The organism is Wenyingzhuangia sp. IMCC45533 (assembly GCF_054111225.1).
Genome location: NZ_CM134197.1, coordinates 913,727 through 935,799, shown reverse-complemented (window position 1 = coordinate 935,799; position 22,073 = coordinate 913,727). Strand labels below are relative to the sequence as shown.

Below are 22,073 nucleotides of genomic sequence, written 5' to 3'. Positions count from 1 at the left end.
GCAACTTCGTTGAGTTCTTCAAAAAACTGTTCTCCTTCTTTGTTGATGATTTTTGTGTTTTTTTCTAATATTTGACTGATTTTTTAGTTTGTAAACAAAATTTACAAAAAAAAACAATACGTTTAAGAGATTGGTTATCAAAACTATGTATAAAAAAAGGTCATTTTTGTAGTATACAAAAATGACCTTTTTAGCAAATATTAGCAAGAAATTATTCTTGAGCTTCAGTTCTAACTTCGTCGTTCAGAATCAAGTCAATGTATAAATTAATTTGTTTTTTTAAGGCTTTACGTTCGTAAATAGCATCTAAAAATCCGTGTTCTAGCAAGAACTCAGATCTTTGGAATCCTTCAGGTAAATCTTGACCAGTGGTGTCTCTTACTACACGAGGTCCTGCAAAGGCAACTAGTGCGTTAGGCTCTGCAATATTAATATCTCCTAACATAGCGAATGAGGCTGTAATCCCACCGGTGGTAGGGTCTGTGCATAATGATATGTAAGGAACTTTGGCTTCTGCTAATTGGGTCAATTTTGCAGATGTTTTAACCATTTGCATTAAAGATAACGGAGCTTCTTGCATACGAGCACCTCCCGATTTAGAAACCATTAAAAAAGGTATTTTATTTTCTCTAGCATAGTCTATTGCTCTAGCTATTTTTTCACCTACTACAGATCCCATAGAACCTCCAATATAAGAAAAGTCCATAGCAGCAATTACTAAAGGCTTTCCGTAAGAATTTCCTACTGCAGTTCTAACGGCATCTTTTAATTTTGTTTTTTTCTGAGCAGCTTTAATTCTTTCTGTGTAAGGCTTGGTGTCTTCAAAATCTAAAGAATCTACAGCGCTTAAACTTTCATTTAACTCAGTGTACTTATCGTCGAATAGTATTTCAAAGTATTCATTACTACCTATTCTTACGTGATAACCATCTTCTGGACTCACATATAAGTTGGCTTTTAATTCGTCAGTGTCTATAATTTTTCCACTAGGAGTTTTATACCAAAGACCTTTTGGTACGTCTTTTTTTGCTTCTGTAGGGGTTTGAATTCCTTTATCACTTCTTTTAAACCAAGCTGTCATAATTATTCATTTTAATAGGGCAGCAATTTACTAAAAAAAATAGAGAAACTGTATATAAACAGTTTCTCTATTTGAGTATAAATCTTAAATATAACCTATGTTATATTATAAAGTATTAACGTTGTTTAAGTCAGTAAAAGCCTGCTTTAAACGAGCTTTTAAAGTCTCTTCACCTTTACGTAACCAAACTCTTGGATCGTAGTATTTTTTGTTAGGTGAGTCAGCTCCAGAAGGGTTACCAATTTGAGAAGCTAAATAATCAGCATTTGCTGCAAAGTAATCTCTGATTCCCTCCATAAAAGCATACTGTAAATCAGTATCGATATTCATCTTGATAGCTCCGTAACCAATTGCTTCTCTAATTTCTTCAACAGAAGATCCAGAACCACCGTGGAATACAAAATCAATAGGGTTGTGTCCTAAACCGTGCTTTTCTTCGATAAACTTTTGAGAGTTATCTAAAATTTTTGGAGTTAATTTAACGTTTCCTGGTTTGTATACCCCGTGAACGTTACCAAAAGCAGCAGCTACTGTAAATCTTGGAGAAACTTGAATTAATTCTTCGTAAGAATAATTTACTTCTTCGGGTTGTGTGTATAATTTAGACTCATCAACATCAGAGTTGTCTACACCATCTTCTTCACCTCCAGTAATTCCTAATTCAATCTCTAAAGTCATTCCCATTTTATCCATACGCTTTAAGTATTCTTTACAAATAGCGATATTTTCTTCTAATGGCTCTTCAGATAAATCAATCATGTGAGAAGAGAATAATGGAGCTCCAGTTTCTGCAAAGTGCTTTTCAGAAGCATCTAATAGTCCATCAATCCAAGGTAATAATTTCTTAGCAGCGTGGTCTGTATGTAAAATAACTGGCACTCCGTAAGCTACAGCTAATTCGTGTACGTGCTTAGCTCCGGCAACAGCTCCAGCAATAGCACCTTTTTGGTCGGTATTGTCTAATCCTTTTCCAGCGTTAAAGACTGCTCCTCCGTTAGAAAATTGAATAATTACTGGTGAGTTTAATTCTTTAGCAGTTTCTAAAACTGTGTTAATTGTATTATTACCTGTAACGTTTACTGCTGGTAATGCAAATTGTTTTTCTTTTGCTAATTTGAAAATCTCTTGAACTGCATCTCCTGTAGCAACTCCTGGTTTAATATTGTAACTCATTTTATAATTAGTTTAATTGAATTAATCAGAACAAAAATACTCATTTTTATATGAAATAAGGGGTTGGTTTGTATGATATTATACGAAAACGATATCGTACTAAAAAGGATAGTTGATACCGATGTTAAGCACTGAACTGCGCAGGTCGTAATTAGAAAACCATTTATTGGATTCTAAGTAGGGTTCAAATGTTTTAAATGCCAAATCTAGTCTTAAAACCAAAAAATTAAAATCGTATCTTATTCCAAAACCACTACCTATGGCAATGTTTTCAAGGGATTCAAATCCACTAAAAATTTCTTCGTCAGTTGCGGCGGTGGAGCTCGGTAAGTTCCAAATATTTCCAGCATCTATAAACACAGCTCCGTGAATACTGTTAATCATTTTAAATCTGTATTCTAAATTAGACAACAGTTTTAAATTACCAATGTTAAACTCTAAACCTGTATTGGAATTACCAGGTCCAAGTTCGTAAGTTTTCCATGCCCTGATGTCGTTAGATCCTCCTGCAAAATAACTTGTAATAAATGGAATATCTTTGTTTTTTCCGGTAGGAACAGCTACCCCTACAAAGGTTCTGAAAGCCAAAGAATGGTTGATAGATCTACTCCAAAATTTTCTAAAATCTACATCCAACTTTACAAATTGAGATACCGAAATATCTCTAAATGTTTTTTGCCCATCTACTTCTTTTAGAAAGAAAGTGTTTAGATTTCCTGCCGAACTTATTCTAGTTCTAAAATAATTGTAGCGAGTATCACTGAGGCCTTTTCGACTGTTGTGTTCAAAACTGTAAGAAAAAGAGGGAATGATATTGTTGCTTGTAATAATATCTTCTCTTTTGCCTATGTTTTGTATTGAAGTGAATTCTTCTGGGTTCGTAGATCGAAAACTAAGAGGGACACTCCTTATAAATTCGTCTGCATTTTGGGGAGTAAGATTAAAAGTAGGGTCTACTAAAGGTTGGATTTCTCTAATTTTTCGAAATTCAGAATTGTAAATATTGTAATACGATTCTGGATTTAAGTTGTTAATAAACTGCAGGTTAATCAACTCTATTACGTGTGAGTTTTTTGAAGAAGATTTCCAATTGTAATTCACAATTCCGCTCAAGTTTTGTTTGTCTAATCCTATATTTCTCTGAAAACTAGTACCCACAGTAATTTTAGTTCTAGGGGTCATTTCTCTTGGGAGGACGTTTGAAAGAAAGGGGAAAATAACTCTAGGAAACTCCAAGGAAGCATCTACACTTAATTCAAAGGCATCAAATTCGTTTCTCTCATCTCCTGCAATGTTCGTCGCTGTATCAAAAATACTTCCTTGGAAAGACAATTGAAAAATTTCTGCACCTTTAAATAGATTTCTATTGATGAAACTAAATCCACCAGAGAGTCCTATTTGCTTTATGTTGGAGTGAATCAATTCTGTATTAACACCAACACCATATTTTTTTAAAGGGGTTAATATAATATTGGTGTTTAGTTGATTGTTAGGGAGTTCTTTGTGATTGATCCTAATAGACTTAAAGTTTTTTAAAGATCTCAAATGATTTCTCGTAAGCTCTACTTTTTTATCGCTATAAACTTTATTAGGTTCGATAAATATGGAGTTTGCTAGAGTTTTGGTTCTATGTTTTATTTTAGAATGGGCGAAGAATGATATTTTATTTTGTTCCCTTAGCACATCATACTTAATGTTTCTTCTATTATAAGTGTAATCTGTATAAACGTTTATATTTTTTATAGTTTGAACGTTTAAAGGTATTTCAGTAATTTTTTTTCCTCGTTGAGTTTTTAGGTTTTCAACAACAAGCTTTACGGGAGTCGTATTGTCTGTGGCAAGGGTATCAATGTCTCTAAAACTAATAAGACTTTCATTAAAGTGGTAAAATCCATTGTTTCTGAGTAGGTTACTTATTTTAGAAACGGTTTTTTTAAATTTTTTGATATTGTATTGATCCCCTTTTCTTAGCGCAAAAATATGTTTGTTTTTTTGTATCAAACTGTCCGCACTTTTAGATTTTATATCATAACTAATGTCTCCAATATAAAAGGGTTTGTTTTTAGTAACATTATAGGTTACTGTTGCTTTTTCTACATTATTTAAAACTGTAATTTTGGTAGTAGCATTAAAATAACCTTGATTGAAATATAGGTTTCTTAAATTGCTTGCGCTTTTATTTGTTTTATCAGTATCAATAATTACTGGTGCTTCTCCCTTGTTTAAAAACCAACGATTAACACTATTTCTTTTGTTGATAATATTAAGGGTTTGCTTTTTTGATAATAATTTATCGAAAAAGTTGTTTCGGTCTTTAAATGCTATCAACTTGCGTTGATGAATGGAGTCATAATTTTCGTCTCCAATATTGTATAACATTAATCCTAACGGTATCCCCAATAGCTTGGTGTTAGGTCTTTGAATGATGTATGAGTTTAACTCCTGATCTGAATTTTTTTCGCCATCAATGTTTATAATATTCTGCTCAAGAAGTTGTTCGTTCTCTTTTACATACTTGGTGGTGTTACAAGATGTAAAAGAAAAAATGACAACGATAAAGATTAAGAAATAATTAATAACTGTTTTCAAGAAAGTATTAAAATTTGCATCAAAAATAAGCATAATATACCTTACTTAGTAGCGCTTGAAGATTTTAATATTAAATTTGAAATCAAATTCAGAAAACATGCCTTTTTCCAAAAATCAAATTAAAAATGTTAATAGTTTACAGATAAAAAAAAACAGGTACAAAACAGGGTGTTTTGTAGCCGAGGGGATTAAAGTAGTGGATGAATTTTTAGATTCGGGTACTGGGTTAGAAGCGATTTATTGTACAGAAGATGTTGTATACAAATATGACAAATTGAATCCAACCGTCATAACAGAACAGGAATTAACAAAAGTGAGTTCTTTTAAAAATCCTAATAAAGTGCTGGCTGTTTTCAAAATGTTTACTTCAAAACTTCCGAAATCCAAGGGATTAAAAGTTGTTTTAGACGATATAAATGACCCAGGTAATTTGGGAACGATTATAAGACTATGTGATTGGTTTGGGGTGGAAGAATTAGTTTGCAGCAAGAATACTGTGGACTGTTACAATTCTAAGGTTGTTCAATCCACCATGGGGTCTTTAAGTAGAGTTTCAGTTAATTATACAAATCTCATAGAATTTTTAAAAGCTACAGACCAGCCCATTTATGTTGCAGATATGGATGGAAAAAACATTTACGCTACCACTTTGCCAGAGAATGGCGTTATTATTATGGGTAATGAGGCTAATGGGGTTTCTAAAGAAATAAAAGAGTTGATAGATCACAAAATTTCTATCCCAAGGTTTGGTACATTGCAACAAACCGAGAGTTTGAACGTGGCAACAGCAACTTCTATTATATTAAGTGAATTTAGAAGAATTATTGGAAAGTTAAGGTAAGAAATACACCTCTAGACTTCAAGCTTGATACGTTTTCTTTCGCATTGTTACCCAAACCTTCAAACTCATTGTTAAATCCATAAACCCCTTTGAATGATGGGGAGAACTTAAAGTATGGGAAGTAAAAATTTGCACCAATAGATATTTCTCCCCAAAAGTTATGCTTAGTTAGTAGAAAATCATTGGGATCTGCTCCATTATCTCCTTTGTTTTTATCACTAGAAAAATTGTAGTTGTAAGAAGCCCCTGCTTGTACAAAAGCCCTCACATTGTTAACTCTTTCTGTTTTTAGTTTGATAGATATAGGTAGGTGAAAATGTGTTGTAGACATATCAAATTCCTCTCCATCGTCTATAAATACAATAGCGTTAGAAGTACTAACAACCCCAGGCTCAGTAATAATACTGAAATGTTCGCTTAGATTTAGGTCGGCCAATACTCCTAGTTGAAATCCATATCCTTGGGAAACTTTAGCTGATGAATTCTCTCTGAGTTCGTAACCTCTGTTATGCAGCCCTAGGTAGTAACCATACCTTAATGATTTGTCAAAGTTATTAAGTTGAAGGATTTTTTTTCTTTGTCCATAACTATTAGTTAAGGAGCAAACTATCAATAATAAAATAATAACTTTTAGCTTCATTACTTTGTTGCTTTATAAATGGTAGATACTCCAAACGTAACGGGTATATCTTCCACAGTATTAAATCCGTTTTTTCTGAGAATAGCATTAAATTTTTCTCCATATGGAAAAGAATTAGCTGATTCTGAAAGGTAAGAATACGCAATTTTATCTTTAGAAAAAAGTTTTCCTACGAGTGGTAAAATTATTTTGCTATGAAACTGATATCCTTGTTTGAAAGGGAATTTGGTAGGTACAGAAGTCTCTAGTACCACAAATATTCCATCAGGTTTAAGAACTCTTCTAATTTCTTGCAAACCTTTATCTAAGTTTTCAAAATTTCTTACTCCATAAGAAACGGTAATGGCATCAAAAAAATTGTCTTGGTAAGGAATGTTTTCCGAGTCTCCCAAAACCATTTCAATTTTGTCTGATAACTTTAATGACTTAATTTTTTCTTTTCCAACTTCGAGCATACCAGCAGAAATGTCTAAACCAACAATACTTGCATTGGGAATTGCGTTACTCTCCATAATAGCCAAATCACCCGTACCAGTAGCAATATCTAAAATGTTTTTTGGAGAGGTGGCTTTTACGATATCAACTACTTTTTTTCTCCATTTTACATCTATACCAAAAGTAATCACCCTATTCAATCCATCGTAGTTTTCGGAGATGTTATCAAACATATCGGCTACTTGCGTTTTTTTAGCAGCGGTTGAATCTTTATAAGGCTTTATTGTTTTAGACATGTTGTTTTGATTATCCGTTAGCAGCAATTACGTTGTTTATTTTGTTAGGTAACATTTCTTTTAACATAGTCTCAATACCATTTTTTAAAGTGATGGTTGATGATGGGCATCCGCTACAAGCTCCTTGTAATATTACATGAACATCTTTAGTTGCTTCATCATATGCCTGAAATACAATATTACCTCCATCGTTTGCAACGGCAGGTTTTACGTGTTCATCTAATATTTTTGCGATTTCTAAAGAAACTCCTTCGAGATTTTCTATGGGTGCAGCTTCTATTTCTACTTTAGGTTTTTCTATGGAAGTATCTATAATAGTTTTACCGGATTGAATATATTCTTTTAAAAAGCTTCTCAATTGTGTATTTACTTCTAACCATTCAATCATATCATTTTTAGTGATAGAAACGTAGTTCTCAGAGATGTAAACTTCTTTAACAAAAGGAAATTCAAATAGAACTTGAGCTAAGGGTGAGTTTTTGGTGTCTTCCGCAGATTTGTATTCGTGGTCATCTGGAGTTAACATTTTGTTACATCCGAATTTCATTACACTTGGGTTAGGAGTACTTTCTGCGTAAATTTCTATAGCCACTTTTCTAGTCTCAGCCTTGTCTGTTACAATCGTATTCCCTTCGTTAAGGTAAATTTCAATAAGCTCTCTAATATCGTTTTGAATGTCACTCCATTCAACAATATCATACTTTTCAATAGCGATAAAGTTGGCACTGATAAAAATTTTGCTTACGAATGGGAGTTTAAAAAGTTCTTGAGATACAGGGGATTCTTTAGCGTCATCAATATTGTTAAATTGATAGCTTCCTCCTTTAATAATTTGCTCGTTACTAACAAACTTAATAATTGAAGGATTATTAGTTCCTTCTATACTTATATGATGCGTACTCATTTCTCAAAAAATTTGTACAAAAATAAGCTATTTATATTTAATTAAGGCCGAATTTGAATAGGATGGTTTAAGGGATAATTGTTCTAAATACGGTAATTAAAATATGTAAGAATAGGTAAAACTAACATCATTTCGCTTTAAAGTTAAATCCACAGGATCTATTTGATTAAATCCATCAAAAAAATCGTAGGTGTTGTTTTGTTGTGAATAGTTGTAACTTATATCAAACTTATGATTTTCTATTCTTAAACCAGCACCTAGTGAAGCACCGTATTTGTTTCCCAATTCAAGGGTGGTAATATCTAGTTTATCAGCATCTTTAAACGGACTTTGTTCAAAACTCAGTCCACCTCTTAGTGTAAAATTATCCAATTTTAACTCTGCACCACCACGTATATTATGGGTGTTATTAAGTACATTGTTAAAATAATCATTTTCTACAGAAAAATCATCCTTAGACAAATTGATGCCGTTAACATTATGATAAGAGTAGTCTAGAGAAATAAGCCCAAAATTGTTAAGAACAATAGCTGTGCTCAAACCAAATTTATTAGCCGTTCTGACTGCATATTCAAATAAACTTAAATCATTATTCACAAATACACCATTGGTGTCTGTAAATAGTGGAGCTAATTGAAAACTCCCTGCAATTTCTGTAGGGCTGTTGTTCTCTGCGTTTGGATTTAAATCACCATCTCTACCATTTCCAGGTGCTCTACCAAAATTACGGTTTTCTCTACCATCAAACACATTGTTTTCATTTACAATGTCGTAATACCAAATAGGAGATTGGTACGAAGCACCAAGTCTAAATTGCTCTGTTACTTTGTAAATAAATCCTGCGTTTATAGATAAACCATCAGCATTGTGATTGTCTTCTTGAGAGAAATCTGCTTCCAATACCAAATCTTCGGGATCTACAATATTGTCATTACCATCTACATTTGTTTCTGCAATTTGAATGAGTTGTGAATAACTAAGGTTGTGGACGTTTACAGAAGCTCCTAAATAAAATTTGTCTTTGTATTGAGAAGCCAAACCTAAATTAAAAACAGAAGAAAATCCTGAAGTTTCGTTAGATAGTGTTTGACTTACACCATTAACAAAGCTGTCGTTAAATACAGGTTCTGGATGGGTTTGAAAAGTGGCAAAGCCGCTGTTTCCTGTAATTCTATAAAAATTATCAAAATTATTGGTTCTTTGGTAATTAATGGCAAAAACGGTTTTGTTCCAATCTCCATCTCTTTCAAAAACAAAAGCAAGCCCTACTTGTCGTAAGTTAAAATCAAATTCAGTTTGGTTGCTATTGCTTCCGTAATAAGAAGCATCGGTACTTTTTGTATTAGAACCTGCTGAAATCGTAAAATCATTATAATTTAAAACTCCCAAACCTGCAGGGTTATTTGCAATGGCACTAATATCACCACCCAAAGCACCCATAGCTCCGCTTAAACCTTTGTATCTGGCTGTTCCACTCAGTTCTTGTTGATTAAACGCAACACCAACATCCGAAAAACGCTGTATTTGTCCAAAGGAGTATTGACCGACTAATATACTGGTGACAATAAAAAATATTTTTTTCATAAGATGTTGTTTTATCTTCTACCCCTTCTATAAGTTCTTCCCGTAGACCCACCAGAGTAAGATCGATTATTACTAGATGAGCTACGGCTGTTATAACTTCTGTTGTTAGAAGAAGCGCTGCTAGATGGGGAGGTGTATCTAGAGGTGTTACTACTTCGCTTGTTTTGATAATATTGAGTACTACTTCTGTTGTTGCTAGAAGCATTTGAGTTACTGTAATTTCTTACAGAAGAGTTTTTGCTGTTACTGCTACTGGTAGTATTTTGATTGTATTGTCTGTTATTAGAAGCGCTTTTGGTATTAGAGTATTGTACCCTAGAAGTTCTTCTATTGTTAAAACGTCCATTGGCTTGTACAATTACAGGGTTGTAAAAATTGTAGCCACCATAAAAAGGTTGTCCAAACCCAAAAGCGTTACCGTAGTAAAAATTATTAAAACCATAAGGATTTCCCCATCTGTTCCATCCCAAATACCCAACACCTAAGCCAGTGCCCACAGCCCATCTGTTGTTCCATCCCCAGCCATTGTTAAAAAACGGATCGTTCCAGTTGTTGTTAGGGTAATTGCTATCAACATATATATTGGTAACGTTGTTGCCTTGCTGACTTGTAATAGCAGGATTTGGATTTTTGTTTGGGGTCGAAATGGAATAATTGTCATTTTTGGTTCCTAATCCTACTACGTTTTGAGGGTTTTCTACGTAATATTTAAGCATTTGTTCAGAAAAAACACTATTGGGTTCGTTTTTAGGATTTTTGTATATACCATCGTAATAAGTAAAATCTTTTTGAGTAACACAAGAGGTAAGCGCTAATAAAATAGCCATAAAACCAAGCGTTTTGTAGGGAGTATATACGGTCTTCATAATCTTAGGTTTTTATTGTTGAACAAGGCAAAAAATAGTAGTTTTGCCAACTAATCATTACCGATGATTAGATCATAGTAAAATTTACAATTTTTGTGCCAAATAAATAGTTATGGGATCTAAGTTAACAAGTAGGAGTACAGATTACTCAAAATGGTATAACGAGTTGGTTGTAAAAGCCGATTTGGCCGAGAATTCGGCTGTTAGGGGATGTATGGTTATTAAACCATACGGTTATGCTATTTGGGAAAAAATGCAGAATGAGCTAGATAGAATGTTTAAGGAAACAGGTCATGAGAATGCCTACTTTCCATTATTTGTGCCTAAAAGTTTGTTTGAGGCAGAAGAAAAAAATGCTGAAGGTTTTGCTAAAGAATGTGCTGTAGTTACTCATTACAGATTAAAAACAGATCCTGAGAACGAAGGAAAGTTAATTGTGGATCCTAATGCTAAGTTAGAAGAAGAGTTGGTAGTAAGACCTACAAGCGAGGCTATTATTTGGAATACCTACAAAGGATGGATTCAATCTTATAGAGATCTGCCTATAAAAGTTAACCAATGGGCTAATGTAGTTCGTTGGGAGATGAGAACAAGGTTGTTTTTAAGAACAGCTGAGTTTTTATGGCAAGAGGGGCATACAGCGCACAGTACAAAAAAAGAAGCATTAGAGGAGACATTACAGATGCAAGAAGTCTATGCTGATTTTGCAGAAAATTTTATGGCGATGCCTGTTGTAAAAGGAGTGAAGTCTGAAAGCGAAAGATTTGCAGGGGCTGATGATACTTACACTATAGAGGCTTTAATGCAAGATGGAAAGGCATTACAGGCAGGGACATCTCATTTTTTAGGTCAGAATTTTGCCAAAGCATTTGACGTAAAGTATACTTCTAAAGAAGGAAAGCAAGAACACGTATGGTCTACGTCTTGGGGAGTTTCAACCCGTTTAATAGGTGGGTTAATTATGACTCATTCGGATGACTTCGGTTTGGTGCTACCTCCAAAATTGGCTCCTATACAGGTAGCAATTGTGCCTATTTATAAAACAGATGAACAATTAGCTGCTATTACTGATAAGGTAAACGAAATTAGTTCGGAATTAAAGTCCAAAGGTGTTTCCGTCAAATTCGATAACAGAGATACTCACAAACCAGGTTGGAAATTTGCAGAATATGAACTAAAAGGAGTTCCTGTAAGAGTTGCAATTGGAGCGAGAGATTTAGAGAATGGAACTTTAGAAATTGCAAGAAGAGATACTTTACAAAAACAAAGTTATCAGCAGTCAGAGGCTGTAGGTATAATAGAAAATTTGCTTCACGAAATTCAACAGAATTTGTTAAACAAGGCTTTAGATTACAGAAAGGAACACACCACTTACGTAAATACCTTTGAAGAGTTTAAGGATGCCATAGAAAATAAAGGAGGTTTTGTAGCAGCTCATTGGGATGGTACAGAAGAGACTGAAGACAAGATAAAAGACATCACAAAAGCAACAATTAGATGTATTCCTTTAGAATTTACAGAGGAAGATGGAGTCTGCGTGTTTTCGGGAAAACCATCAAGAAAAAGAGTTTTATTTGCAAAAGCATACTAGGTCTAAAAAATTGAAAAAAGTTTAAAAAAAAGTTTGCAGTATTTCCAAATGTGTGTATATTTGCAACCGCTAATACAAAAAGCAATAAGCTTTTTAAATGAGTGAATAATGGTCCGTTCGTCTAGGGGTTAGGACGCCAGGTTTTCATCCTGGTAACAGGGGTTCGATTCCCCTACGGACTACAAGATTTTGAATTAAGATAACAAAGATAATAAGATGGCAAATCACAAGTCAGCATTAAAAAGAATAAGAAGTAACAGCGCTAAGCAGGTAAGAAACAAATACCAGCACAAGACAACGAGAAACGCTGTTAAGGCTTTACGTAATATGACAGATAAGACAGAGGCTCAAGGGCAATTGTCTAAAGTTGTAGCGATGTTACAAAAATTAGCTAAAAACAATATTATTCACAAGAATAAAGCTGCTAATTTACAATCTAAATTAACTAAGCACGTAGCTTCTTTATAATAGAAAAATTAATGGTCCGTTCGTCTAGGGGTTAGGACGCCAGGTTTTCATCCTGGTAACAGGGGTTCGATTCCCCTACGGACTACAAAAATCCTTACTGTGTTACAGTAAGGATTTTTTCGCTACCCGTAATTTATGTCAAAAAGTGTTTTGAATACAATTGGTTTGATGTCAGGAACTTCGCTAGACGGAGTGGATTTAGTTTTAGTTGAATTTTCGAAAGATAATTCTTTTAAAATTTTGAATTGTAAAACCATCATGTATAATGATTACTGGTTAAAATCTCTTAAGAATGTATCTAAAATCAGTAAAGAAAGTTTGCTCTTAAGTGATATAGACACAGATTTAGGAAAATATTTTTCAAAATTAATTATTGACTTTGTAAAAGAATGTGACGTTGACCAAATAGACTTGATTGCCTCACATGGACACACGGTGCACCATCAACCTAATAAAGGATATACTTTACAGATAGGTTGTGGTGAGCAAATCCGAAAATTAACAGGTATCAAAACTATTTACAATTTTAGAAGTCAAGATGTTTTGTTGGGAGGACAAGGAGCTCCTCTGGTACCCATAGGTGATGAAATGCTATTCTCTGAGTATGATTACTGTTTAAATTTAGGAGGTTTTTCAAATATATCTTACAATGAAAAGGGGGTTAGAAGAGCTTTTGATATATGTCCAGTAAACACAGTACTTAATTTTTTTTCACAAAAGCTAGGACAAGATTACGATAAAAATGGTTCGTTGGCAAAGTCGGGGAATGTAAATCAAAATTTGTTGGCAGAATTGAATGCTATCAATTATTACCATCTGCCTATTCCAAAGTCTCTAGGAGTAGAGTTTTTAGAAACCTACATATATCCAATTTTTTTCAAATACGAATTGTCGCATAAAGACTTTTTAAGAACTTTTGTAGAGCATATTGCACATCAAATTTGCAAAAATATAAGAAAAGGCACTGTTTTGGTCACGGGAGGAGGTGCGTTTAATGTGTTTTTAATGGAAAGACTTAAAAGAAACGCATCACAAGTTAAGTTTGTAATCCCATCAAATAAAATTGTAGAATTTAAAGAAGCTTTGGTTTTTGCTTTGTTGGGAAAGTTGAGGTTAGAGGGTAAAGTAAATTGTTTGTCTAGCGTAACGGGAGCTATTAAAGATCATTCTTCGGGTGTTATCATTGATTAAGGCTTCATCATTCTTAACAGAAAAGACTATTGTGTTTGATTCCTAAAAATAAACGAATCTATATTGTTAAAGAAAATATGATTATGTTATTTTAGCTTCCGAAATTTTTTAAAATTAGAAACAATGAAATATTTTTTAGGTTCCAGTCCTAAGTGGTTTAAACTTGTGATGATATTTTTCTTATTGATTAATATTCCAATTTCAATATTTGCTCCTCACGTTGGTGCTTGGTTGTTTATTGCTGAGTTTATTTTTACGCTAGCAATGGCATTAAAATGTTATCCGTTACAATCGGGTGGTTTATTAGCTATCGAAATCATCGCATTAAATTTAACCACTCCAGAAAATGCTTATCACGAAGTAGATCAGAATTTAGAGGTCGTATTGCTTTTAGTTTTTATGGTTGCGGGTATTTATTTTATGAAACCTTTATTGATGTACATTTTTAGTAAGATTTTTACTAAAATAAAATCAAAAGTAATCTTATCTCTTTTGTTTGTTTTTTTATCAGCAGTTTTATCGGCTTTCTTAGATGCGTTAACTGTAACAGCAGTTTTAATTAGCGTTGCAGTTGGGTTTTATGGGATATATCATAAAATACATTCTAGTGCGATGGATTTAAACAGCGATGGAGTTTTAGATAGAAACCAGCTAACAGGAGAAACGTTAGAACAATTCAGAAGTTTTCTGAGAAGTCTAATTATGCATGGTGTAGTAGGTACGGCTTTAGGAGGGGTGTGTACTTTGGTTGGAGAACCTCAGAATTTATTGATAGGAGAAAGAATGGGGTGGGATTTTATCGAATTCTTTGTAATGATGAGTCCTATAACAATACCAGTATTAGTTTGTGGATTGTTAACTACTATTGTGTTAGAGTTAACAGGAACTTTTGGTTTTGGGGCTAAATTACCAGCAGTTGCTGATCAAATAATTCAGTCTTATACAAACGAAGAAGATGAAAGAAGAACAGCTAAAGAAAAGTATGCTTTAAAAGTTCAAGGAATAGCAGCCTTAATGCTAATTGCAGGTTTAGCTTTGCATTTAGCTCCCGTAGGTTTTATCGGATTGGCTTTAATTATATTGCAAACAGCATTCATGGGAATTACCGAAGAGCACCAATTGGGACATGCTTTTGAAGAAGCACTGCCGTTCACAGGTTTATTAGTAGTTTTCTTTGTGGTTGTGGCTATGATTCACGATCAGCACTTGTTTTCACCAATTATTCATTGGGCATTGGAACAAAGCCCAGAAAGTCAACCAGGTTTATTTTACATAGCCAACGGATTGTTGTCTGCTATTAGCGATAACGTATTTGTAGCGACTGTTTATATTGGAGAGGTTCAGCAAGCTTTTAAAAGTGGAGCTATTAGTAGAGAGCATTATGAGAATTTAGCAATAGCAATTAACACGGGTACAAATCTACCAAGTGTAGCTACACCTAATGGTCAGGCAGCATTTTTATTTTTGCTAACATCAGCGTTGGCACCTTTAATTAATCTTTCCTACGGAACTATGGTAAAAATGGCATTGCCTTACACGATTGTTTTAGGAGGAGTTGGATATGTAATGGTTAGAATGATGTTGTAACAAGACTATCCATACAGATTTACAAAAAGGAACCTTAATTTAAGGTTCCTTTTTTGTTGATGGAGATGCAATAATAAATTGTATTTTCGTTTTTTAAAATAAGTAAGATTATTATGAATGAAAATCCCGATGCTATTGCACCTGTAATAGAAGAAAGTCAAGAAAAAACGATATCGATCATCCAACTCATATTGGATGGTGGTTTAGGAGGTCAAATCATTATGAGTATCTTGTTTTTGTTGTTGATAATTTCTGTCTACATATACATTGAACGTTTTTTAGCAATCAACGCAGCCAATCATATTGATGAAAATTTCATGAATCAGATAAAAGAACAAATCAGTATAGGTAATTTAGATGCTGCTAAAACATTGTGTAGTGAGATAGACACTCCTGTAGCCAATTTGATAGAAAAGGGAGTGAGGAGAATTGGCAAACCTTTAGATGATATCAACACGGCTATAGAGAATGCTGGTAAGTTAGAAATATACAAGCTAGAGAAAAACGTGAGCATTTTGGCAACTATCTCTGGAGCGGCTCCAATGATTGGTTTTTTAGGAACCGTGATAGGTATGATTGTTTCTATTCACGAGATAGCAAACGCAGGAGGTCAAATAGATATTAAAATGTTATCTGATGGATTGTATACTGCTATGACAACTACCGTTGGAGGTTTGATAGTTGGGATTATATCTTACATCGCTTACAATCATTTGGTAGTTAAAACAGATAAAGTTGTTTATCAGATGGAAGCAAAATCAGTAGAGTTTTTAGATTTGTTAAACGAACCTGTCTAAAAAATGGCTAAAGGAAGAAATAAAGTAAGTGCTGAGTTTAATATGTCGTCTATGACAGACATTGTTTTTCTATTGTTAATTTTTTTTATGCTTGCCTCTACTTTAGTTACAGTTAATGCTATTGATGTGCTTTTACCTAAAGCTGGTGGTAAAACTGAGAATAAAGGGGTAATATCTGTATCAATTACTAGTGATGGGACTTATTATGTTGATGCCGATAAAGTGGATTTTGTTCAGTTAGAAAACATCCTGCTAACAAAGCTTTCTGGAGATAAAAGTGGAACGCTAGTAATTAGAGGTGATCAAAAATCTGCCTACAAAAATATTATGAATGTGATAGATATTGCAAATCGTAATAAGATTAAAATGATTTTAGCGGTAAAAGGTCAGTAACCCATGATTTTAAAAACATCACACCAAAGAAAATCTACGGTCATTACATTTTTGTTGATGACATTTATTGCCTTTCTGATGTTTTATTGTGGGTTGAGATATTTAGATCCTCCAGAGGAATACGGAATTGCAATAAACTTTGGGACTTCTGATGTTGGTTCAGGACAGCCAAAATTGAATAAAAAAATACAATCGGATTTGAAACAAAAACCAGTTTCAGAAGATGCATTGCCTAAAAATAGTCCAAGAAACGAATCAAAGGACGATGTTCTAAGTCAAGACATTGAAGAGGCTCCTGTCTTAAAAAAAGAAAAAAATAAACAACCTAAGAAAAATGAGGTTGTTGATGTAGATGAAGCAACAAAGCAGGCTAAAGAAGCGCAAAAACCAACCCAAGCAACACAAAATGTTTTAAGCAATTTGTTTGGTGAAAAATCCGAAGCAGCGGACAGTAATAGCGAGGGAGATGATGATGAGGTAGGAGTCAAAGGGGCTTTAGACGGAATTCCTGATAGCGATAAGTATTATGGCAATAGTGGTTCTGGAGGAGATGGAAATTATTTACTTAAGGGAAGAAAAACGCTTTCTAAACCCAAGAAAAAACCAAATTGTAACGAAGAGGGCGTAGTGGTGGTAAAAATTGAGGTTGATAATCAAGGAAACGTAATCAATGCAATCCCAGGCGTAAAGGGTACCACCAATCCCAATCCCTGTCTGTTGGAGCCAGCCAAAAAAGCAGCATTGTCTACCAAGTGGAATGCGGATGGAAATGCACCTCAAAGGCAAGTGGGTTTTATACGTTATAAATTTATCCTTTCGGAATAAGTATGAACTATCAAGAAACTTTAGATTGGCTGTACAATCAATTACCGATGTATCAAAATCAAGGTGCAAAGGCATACAAAAAAGATTTATCTAACACTATTTTGTTAATGGATTACCTAGGGAATCCAGAAAAAAACATCAAAGCAATACATATAGCAGGTACAAATGGCAAAGGCTCGACTAGTCATATGTTAGCTTCAATTTTACATGAAGAAGGGTACAAAGTTGGGTTGTATACTTCTCCTCATTTGGTTGATTTTAGAGAGAGAATTAAAATCAACGGAGAAGAAATACCGAAAGAATATATTATTGAATTTTTTAGAACTCACAAAGGTTTCTTTGAAGAAAATGCTCTTTCTTTTTTTGAGATGACTGTTGGGTTATCTTTTCAATATTTTAAAGATACTAGTGTAGATTATGTTGTTTTAGAAACAGGTTTAGGAGGTAGATTAGATTCTACCAACGTTGTGATGCCTTTGGTTTCTGTAATTACCAATATTGGTTTGGATCACACTCAGTTTTTAGGGGATACGTTGCCTTTAATCGCTAAGGAAAAAGCAGGAATTATAAAAGATGATATTCCTGTTGTTATTGGAGAATATCATCAAGAAACATTTAATGTTTTTAACGACGTTGCATCATTCAAACAATCAAAATTATTTAAGGCATACGAATTAACTGATTTGAATTACGATTGTGATTTAAAAGGAAGTTATCAAAAGAAAAACCTGAAAACAGCGTACAAAACTATTCAGGTTTTGAACGAGATGGGGGTAGTAGTTTCTGAAAAATCGATAATCAACGGTTTTTTAAAAGTGGTGGAAAATACAGGTTTGTTAGGGCGATATCAAATAACACAAGAAAACCCAAAAATTGTTTGCGACACGGGCCATAATAAAGAAGGAGTTTCCTTGGTTTTAGATCAAATAACATCAGAGGCTTATCATCATTTACATATTGTATTGGGAGTCGTGGATGATAAGGATTTAAACTCCATATTACCATTATTTCCTAAGGAGGCAAAATACTATTTTACAAAACCATCTGTGGCACGTGGGTTGTCAGAGGTAAAACTAAAAGAAGAAGCTCTTAGGTATCAATTATTGGGAGATTCATATTCTTCCGTAAAAATAGCTACTGAACATGCATTGCAATCATCAGAAAAGAATGATTTGATATATGTTGGGGGGAGTACATTCATTGTTGCGGATTATTTGCTTAATAAAGTTAGTTAGACCAAATAACCTGTCTATAAAATAATATATTTGTCAAAAAATAAAACTACAAACATCTAGTATGAAAATTTTAGTTACGGGAGCTGCAGGATTCATTGGGTTTCATTTGTCTTCGTTATTGTTAAGTAGGGGGCATGATGTTGTCGGGATTGATAATATCAATGATTATTATGATATCAATCTAAAATTTGCAAGGCTAGAAGAATTAGGAGTGAAAAGAGAGAAGACAGAGAAATTTGGCAACCAGACCCGTTCATCTATACACAGTAATTTTTCATTCTTGAGAATTAATTTGGAGGACAAACAAGCAATTGACAAGCTTTTTGAAAATGAAGCGTTTGGCGTTGTGTGTAATTTAGCAGCACAAGCAGGGGTTAGATATAGTATAGAAAATCCACAGGCTTATGTCGATAGTAATATTGTGGGCTACGTAAACTTACTTGAAGCTTGTAGGAACAACAATGTAAAGCATTTGGTTTATGCAAGTAGTTCTAGCGTTTATGGGCTGAATTCCAAAATTCCTTTTTCTACAAAGGATACTGTTGATACTCCTATTAGTCTTTATGCAGCTTCTAAGAAGAGTAATGAATTGATGGCTCATACTTATTCTCATTTGTTTGGTTTTGCGACTACAGGTTTAAGATTTTTTACCGTTTACGGACCATGGGGAAGACCCGATATGGCAGCATATTTATTTGCAGAAGGGATTAGAAATGATAAACCTATTAAGGTTTTTAACCATGGAAATATGGAGAGAGATTTTACCTATGTAGGTGATATCGTAGAAGGAGTAATGAGGATTATAGAAGGAGAGGTAGAGACTAGAAAATCTAAGAAAGAGCTGTACAAAGTATATAATATAGGTAACAATAATTCTGTTAAACTAACCGATTACATAGCAAATATTGAGAAAAATTTAGGTAAAGAAGCTCAAAAAATAATGATGGATATGCAACCAGGTGACGTAGCCAAAACTTGGGCGGATGTTAGTGATTTGATTAAAGATTATGATTACCAACCTAACACTCCTATAGACATAGGTGTAAAGAAATTTATAGATTGGTATAAAGTGTATAACAATTTGTAAAATTCACATTAATGGGTAGAGTTGTAAATGTTGTTTTAAGTGGGGGAGTGGGATCTAGACTATGGCCACTGTCTAGAAAAAAAAGTCCTAAGCAATTTTTGAAAATTTTTGAAGGAAAGTCATTGTTTCAATATACGGTTTTGAGAAATCGAAATATTGTAGATGATTATATGCTGGTGACTAACAAGGTTCAATTGAAGATGGCAGAAGAACAGTCACTAGAATTAGATTTAAATATAAATAAAAAAATTGTAGAGCCTGTTGGTAGAAATACAGCACCAGCGATAGCACTGGCTGCTCTTAGCTTGTCAGAAGACGATGTTATGTTTATTACTCCGTCTGACCATATGATTAGAGATGAGGCTGAGTATGAGTCCTCTGTGAACAAAGCTATTAATTTGGCTAAAGAAGGTCATATAGTTACATTCGGAATACAACCCTTAAAGCCTGAGACAGGTTATGGCTATATAGAATATAAAGGAGAAGATGTAAAGTCTTTTAGGGAAAAACCTAATCAAGATTTAGCTATTAAATATATAAGATCTGGTAACTTTTGTTGGAATAGTGGGATGTTTTGCTTTAAAGCTTCCGCTTTTTTGGGTGAATTAAAAAAATATCAACCAGAAATATACCAAGCATGTGTAACAGCATACGATAATAGTGAGGATGGACTCATCAATAAACTGGATATGGAAAAAATACCAGAAGACAGTATTGATTTTGCAGTTTTAGAAAAATCAAATATTATCAAAATGGTAAAATCCAATTTTATCTGGACAGATTTAGGTTCTTTTGATTCTCTAATTGGTTATGCAAAAGATTTTCAGAATGATGATTTGTTTGAAATGATTAAAGGAGAGAACATTGTGAATTCTTATGCGTTAGCTTCTAAACCAGTTTATGCTACAAGAGGGATAGATCATATTGTCTTAATTGAATCTGACGATTGTATCATGTTAGTTACTAAGGATAAAACTGAAGAAGTTAAGCAGGTTAGAGAGTATGCAGGAAAAATAGATAAAAAATTATTGTGATTTTTTATCGATACATATTGTAGGTGTTAATATAAGTACTATATTTGCACCCGCTAAGGGCAATTAGCTCAGTTGGTTCAGAGCACCTCGTTTACACCGAGGGGGTCGGGGGTTCGAATCCCTCATTGCCCACAAAAGGTTTACTTATTTACCTCAAAAATAAGGGCGATTAGCTCAGTTGGTTCAGAGCACCTCGTTTACACCGAGGGGGTCGGGGGTTCGAATCCCTCATCGCCCACAAAAAACCCCTAAAAGGGCAATTAGCTCAGTTGGTTCAGAGCACCTCGTTTACACCGAGGGGGTCGGGGGTTCGAATCCCTCATTGCCCACGAAAAAAAACCTACTTTCCATAGTAGGTTTTTTTGTTTCCTAATGGTTTTATTTATGCTACCGTTTTCTCTATATTTGAATCTTATGTTTTAAAATTCAGGTATGAAAAATTTTGCTTTGATTGGTGCTGCTGGATATATTGCTCCTAGACATTTAAAGGCTATAAAGGATACCTCCAATAATTTGTTAGCTGCTCTTGATAAGAATGATAGCGTTGGTGTAATAGATTCGTATTTCCCAGAAGCTTCTTTTTTTGTGGAATTTGAGCGTTTTGATCGCCATATAGAAAAATTAAGGAGAGAGAAGGATAAAAAATTAGATTTTGTTAGTATTTGCACTCCTAATTATTTGCACGATTCACACATAAGAATGGCTCTGAGGTCTGGTGCCAACGCAATATGTGAAAAACCTTTGGTATTAAATCCCTGGAATATAGAGGCTCTTAAGTCTATTGAAAAAGAAACAGGTAATAGAATATACACGATACTACAACTACGTTTGCATCCTTCTATTATCGCTTTAAAAAATAAAGTTGAAAACTCGTCGTCTGACAAAATTTACGATGTTGATTTGACTTATCTTACTTCCAGAGGAAAATGGTATTATGCCTCGTGGAAAGGGGATGTGTCTAAATCAGGAGGTATTGCATCCAACATAGGAGTGCATTTTTTTGATATGTTATCTTGGGTTTTCGGAGGGTTAAAGACAAATATTGTATACGAACATAATCATGATAGGGCTACGGGATACTTGGAGTTTGAAAAGGCAAGGGTAAAATGGTTTTTATCAATAAACTATGATTTAATTCCTAAAAAAATTAAGGACAAAGGACAAAGGACTTATAGGTCAATTAAAATTGATGGAGAAGAGATAGAATTTAGTAGCGGTTTTACAGAACTACATACAAAGAGTTATGAAAAAATATTAGTTGGAGAGGGTTTTGGTATAGACGATGCAGCCAACTCAATTGAAATTGTTCATAAAATACGCAATTCCAAAATAGTAGAACCCATTAAAAATAGTGTCCATACTATGTACTATGAACCGAAAGTAAAACACCCGTTTAAATGAAAAAGTTTGTACGCTGGAATACATGTTTAAGAGTATTTAATATATATTTGTCACT

General features: G+C 33.8%; 20 protein-coding genes and 5 tRNA genes. 17 read left to right on the top strand and 8 right to left on the bottom strand.

Annotated features, from left to right (window positions below; genetic code table 11):
* Positions 1-211: 211 nt before the first annotated feature.
* From accD to tamL, 3 genes are all read right to left on the bottom strand, one after another.
* A complete protein-coding gene (accD, locus tag ACXGQW_RS04175) occupies positions 212-1,081 on the bottom strand; it encodes an acetyl-CoA carboxylase, carboxyltransferase subunit beta (protein WP_457823840.1) in 870 nt (289 codons plus the stop codon).
* A gap of 105 nt (positions 1,082-1,186) precedes the next feature.
* On the bottom strand, positions 1,187-2,254 hold the full coding sequence (fbaA, locus tag ACXGQW_RS04170; protein ID WP_457823839.1) for a class II fructose-bisphosphate aldolase: 1,068 nt from the start codon (positions 2,252-2,254) through the stop codon (positions 1,187-1,189).
* 99 nt (positions 2,255-2,353) lie between these two features.
* Complete coding sequence (gene tamL / locus ACXGQW_RS04165) at positions 2,354-4,843, bottom strand: translocation and assembly module lipoprotein TamL (RefSeq protein WP_457823838.1); 2,490 nt, start codon at positions 4,841-4,843, stop codon at positions 2,354-2,356.
* A gap of 97 nt (positions 4,844-4,940) precedes the next feature.
* On the opposite strand from tamL, the gene ACXGQW_RS04160 reads away from it, so the two are divergent.
* Positions 4,941-5,684: a TrmH family RNA methyltransferase gene (locus ACXGQW_RS04160; RefSeq protein WP_457823837.1), complete on the top strand. Its 744-nt coding sequence runs from the start codon at positions 4,941-4,943 to the stop codon at positions 5,682-5,684.
* On the opposite strand, the gene porT is transcribed toward ACXGQW_RS04160, so the two are convergent.
* The 5 genes from porT to ACXGQW_RS04135 all read right to left on the bottom strand — a co-directional run bounded on the left by porT (position 5,665) and on the right by ACXGQW_RS04135 (position 10,409).
* Entirely contained in the window at positions 5,665-6,324 is a 660-nt protein-coding gene (porT, locus tag ACXGQW_RS04155) for a type IX secretion/gliding motility protein PorT/SprT (protein WP_457823836.1), read from the bottom strand. The two genes, ACXGQW_RS04160 and porT, sit on opposite strands and share 20 nt — an antisense overlap.
* Positions 6,324-7,055 carry a bifunctional demethylmenaquinone methyltransferase/2-methoxy-6-polyprenyl-1,4-benzoquinol methylase UbiE gene (gene ubiE, locus ACXGQW_RS04150; protein ID WP_457823835.1) on the bottom strand — a complete coding sequence of 244 codons (732 nt, stop codon included), beginning with the start codon at positions 7,053-7,055 and terminating at the stop codon, positions 6,324-6,326. The genes porT and ubiE overlap by 1 nt, the downstream gene beginning before the upstream one ends.
* Before the next feature lie 10 nt (positions 7,056-7,065).
* Positions 7,066-7,959, bottom strand: coding sequence for a NifU family protein (locus tag ACXGQW_RS04145; RefSeq protein WP_457823834.1), 894 nt, complete (start codon positions 7,957-7,959; stop codon positions 7,066-7,068).
* A gap of 96 nt (positions 7,960-8,055) precedes the next feature.
* Positions 8,056-9,543 carry an OmpP1/FadL family transporter gene (locus ACXGQW_RS04140; RefSeq protein ID WP_457823833.1) on the bottom strand — a complete coding sequence of 496 codons (1,488 nt, stop codon included), beginning with the start codon at positions 9,541-9,543 and terminating at the stop codon, positions 8,056-8,058.
* 11 nt (positions 9,544-9,554) lie between these two features.
* Positions 9,555-10,409: a hypothetical protein gene (locus ACXGQW_RS04135; RefSeq protein ID WP_457823832.1), complete on the bottom strand. Its 855-nt coding sequence runs from the start codon at positions 10,407-10,409 to the stop codon at positions 9,555-9,557.
* 112 nt (positions 10,410-10,521) lie between these two features.
* On the opposite strand from ACXGQW_RS04135, the gene proS reads away from it, so the two are divergent.
* From proS to ACXGQW_RS04055, 16 genes are all read left to right on the top strand, one after another.
* Positions 10,522-12,000 carry a proline--tRNA ligase gene (gene proS / locus ACXGQW_RS04130; RefSeq protein ID WP_457823831.1) on the top strand — a complete coding sequence of 493 codons (1,479 nt, stop codon included), beginning with the start codon at positions 10,522-10,524 and terminating at the stop codon, positions 11,998-12,000.
* Between the two features lie 110 nt (positions 12,001-12,110).
* A tRNA-Glu gene (locus ACXGQW_RS04125) sits at positions 12,111-12,182 on the top strand.
* Between the two features lie 34 nt (positions 12,183-12,216).
* Complete coding sequence (gene rpsT, locus ACXGQW_RS04120) at positions 12,217-12,468, top strand: 30S ribosomal protein S20 (protein WP_457823830.1); 252 nt, start codon at positions 12,217-12,219, stop codon at positions 12,466-12,468.
* A 13-nt stretch (positions 12,469-12,481) separates the two neighbouring features.
* A tRNA-Glu gene (locus ACXGQW_RS04115) sits at positions 12,482-12,553 on the top strand.
* 50 nt (positions 12,554-12,603) lie between these two features.
* A complete protein-coding gene (locus tag ACXGQW_RS04110; protein ID WP_457823829.1) occupies positions 12,604-13,659 on the top strand; it encodes an anhydro-N-acetylmuramic acid kinase in 1,056 nt (351 codons plus the stop codon).
* A 123-nt stretch (positions 13,660-13,782) separates the two neighbouring features.
* Positions 13,783-15,246 (top strand): sodium/proton antiporter NhaB, encoded by a 1,464-nt coding sequence (nhaB, locus tag ACXGQW_RS04105; RefSeq protein ID WP_457823828.1) that lies wholly within the window; start codon positions 13,783-13,785, stop codon positions 15,244-15,246.
* 113 nt (positions 15,247-15,359) lie between these two features.
* Positions 15,360-16,043, top strand: a complete 684-nt coding sequence (locus tag ACXGQW_RS04100; protein ID WP_457823827.1) for a MotA/TolQ/ExbB proton channel family protein — start codon at positions 15,360-15,362, stop codon at positions 16,041-16,043.
* 3 nt (positions 16,044-16,046) lie between these two features.
* Complete coding sequence (locus ACXGQW_RS04095; RefSeq protein ID WP_457823826.1) at positions 16,047-16,436, top strand: ExbD/TolR family protein; 390 nt, start codon at positions 16,047-16,049, stop codon at positions 16,434-16,436.
* A 57-nt stretch (positions 16,437-16,493) separates the two neighbouring features.
* Complete coding sequence (locus ACXGQW_RS04090) at positions 16,494-17,261, top strand: energy transducer TonB (protein ID WP_457823825.1); 768 nt, start codon at positions 16,494-16,496, stop codon at positions 17,259-17,261.
* Between the two features lie 2 nt (positions 17,262-17,263).
* Entirely contained in the window at positions 17,264-18,496 is a 1,233-nt protein-coding gene (locus ACXGQW_RS04085; RefSeq protein WP_457823824.1) for a bifunctional folylpolyglutamate synthase/dihydrofolate synthase, read from the top strand.
* 61 nt (positions 18,497-18,557) lie between these two features.
* Positions 18,558-19,583 carry an NAD-dependent epimerase gene (locus ACXGQW_RS04080; RefSeq protein ID WP_457823823.1) on the top strand — a complete coding sequence of 342 codons (1,026 nt, stop codon included), beginning with the start codon at positions 18,558-18,560 and terminating at the stop codon, positions 19,581-19,583.
* An 11-nt stretch (positions 19,584-19,594) separates the two neighbouring features.
* Positions 19,595-20,617, top strand: a complete 1,023-nt coding sequence (locus ACXGQW_RS04075) for a mannose-1-phosphate guanylyltransferase (RefSeq protein ID WP_457823822.1) — start codon at positions 19,595-19,597, stop codon at positions 20,615-20,617.
* Positions 20,618-20,674: 57 nt separating this feature from the next.
* Positions 20,675-20,749: transfer RNA gene (locus tag ACXGQW_RS04070), tRNA-Val, on the top strand.
* Between the two features lie 31 nt (positions 20,750-20,780).
* Positions 20,781-20,855 (top strand) — tRNA-Val (locus ACXGQW_RS04065).
* A 16-nt stretch (positions 20,856-20,871) separates the two neighbouring features.
* Positions 20,872-20,946 (top strand) — tRNA-Val (locus tag ACXGQW_RS04060).
* Positions 20,947-21,049: 103 nt separating this feature from the next.
* Positions 21,050-22,018, top strand: a complete 969-nt coding sequence (locus ACXGQW_RS04055; protein WP_457823821.1) for a Gfo/Idh/MocA family protein — start codon at positions 21,050-21,052, stop codon at positions 22,016-22,018.
* Positions 22,019-22,073: the final 55 nt, after the last annotated feature.

Bases quoted from the DNA above. Each gene is read 5' to 3' on its own strand.
- ACXGQW_RS04135 (WP_457823832.1), bottom strand. From the start codon at position 10,409: ATGAAGACCGTATATACTCCCTACAAAACGCTTGGTTTTATGGCTATT.
- ACXGQW_RS04100 (WP_457823827.1), top strand. From the start codon at position 15,360: ATGAATGAAAATCCCGATGCTATTGCACCTGTAATAGAAGAAAGTCAA.
- proS (WP_457823831.1), top strand. From the start codon at position 10,522: ATGGGATCTAAGTTAACAAGTAGGAGTACAGATTACTCAAAATGGTAT.
- rpsT (WP_457823830.1), top strand. From the start codon at position 12,217: ATGGCAAATCACAAGTCAGCATTAAAAAGAATAAGAAGTAACAGCGCT.
- ACXGQW_RS04110 (WP_457823829.1), top strand. From the start codon at position 12,604: ATGTCAAAAAGTGTTTTGAATACAATTGGTTTGATGTCAGGAACTTCG.
- ACXGQW_RS04055 (WP_457823821.1), top strand. From the start codon at position 21,050: ATGAAAAATTTTGCTTTGATTGGTGCTGCTGGATATATTGCTCCTAGA.
- porT (WP_457823836.1), bottom strand. From the start codon at position 6,324: ATGAAGCTAAAAGTTATTATTTTATTATTGATAGTTTGCTCCTTAACT.
- ACXGQW_RS04160 (WP_457823837.1), top strand. From the start codon at position 4,941: ATGCCTTTTTCCAAAAATCAAATTAAAAATGTTAATAGTTTACAGATA.
- ubiE (WP_457823835.1), bottom strand. From the start codon at position 7,055: ATGTCTAAAACAATAAAGCCTTATAAAGATTCAACCGCTGCTAAAAAA.
- accD (WP_457823840.1), bottom strand. From the start codon at position 1,081: ATGACAGCTTGGTTTAAAAGAAGTGATAAAGGAATTCAAACCCCTACA.
- ACXGQW_RS04140 (WP_457823833.1), bottom strand. From the start codon at position 9,543: ATGAAAAAAATATTTTTTATTGTCACCAGTATATTAGTCGGTCAATAC.
- ACXGQW_RS04085 (WP_457823824.1), top strand. From the start codon at position 17,264: ATGAACTATCAAGAAACTTTAGATTGGCTGTACAATCAATTACCGATG.
- ACXGQW_RS04145 (WP_457823834.1), bottom strand. From the start codon at position 7,959: ATGAGTACGCATCATATAAGTATAGAAGGAACTAATAATCCTTCAATT.
- ACXGQW_RS04075 (WP_457823822.1), top strand. From the start codon at position 19,595: ATGGGTAGAGTTGTAAATGTTGTTTTAAGTGGGGGAGTGGGATCTAGA.
- ACXGQW_RS04095 (WP_457823826.1), top strand. From the start codon at position 16,047: ATGGCTAAAGGAAGAAATAAAGTAAGTGCTGAGTTTAATATGTCGTCT.
- ACXGQW_RS04080 (WP_457823823.1), top strand. From the start codon at position 18,558: ATGAAAATTTTAGTTACGGGAGCTGCAGGATTCATTGGGTTTCATTTG.
- fbaA (WP_457823839.1), bottom strand. From the start codon at position 2,254: ATGAGTTACAATATTAAACCAGGAGTTGCTACAGGAGATGCAGTTCAA.
- nhaB (WP_457823828.1), top strand. From the start codon at position 13,783: ATGAAATATTTTTTAGGTTCCAGTCCTAAGTGGTTTAAACTTGTGATG.
- ACXGQW_RS04090 (WP_457823825.1), top strand. From the start codon at position 16,494: ATGACATTTATTGCCTTTCTGATGTTTTATTGTGGGTTGAGATATTTA.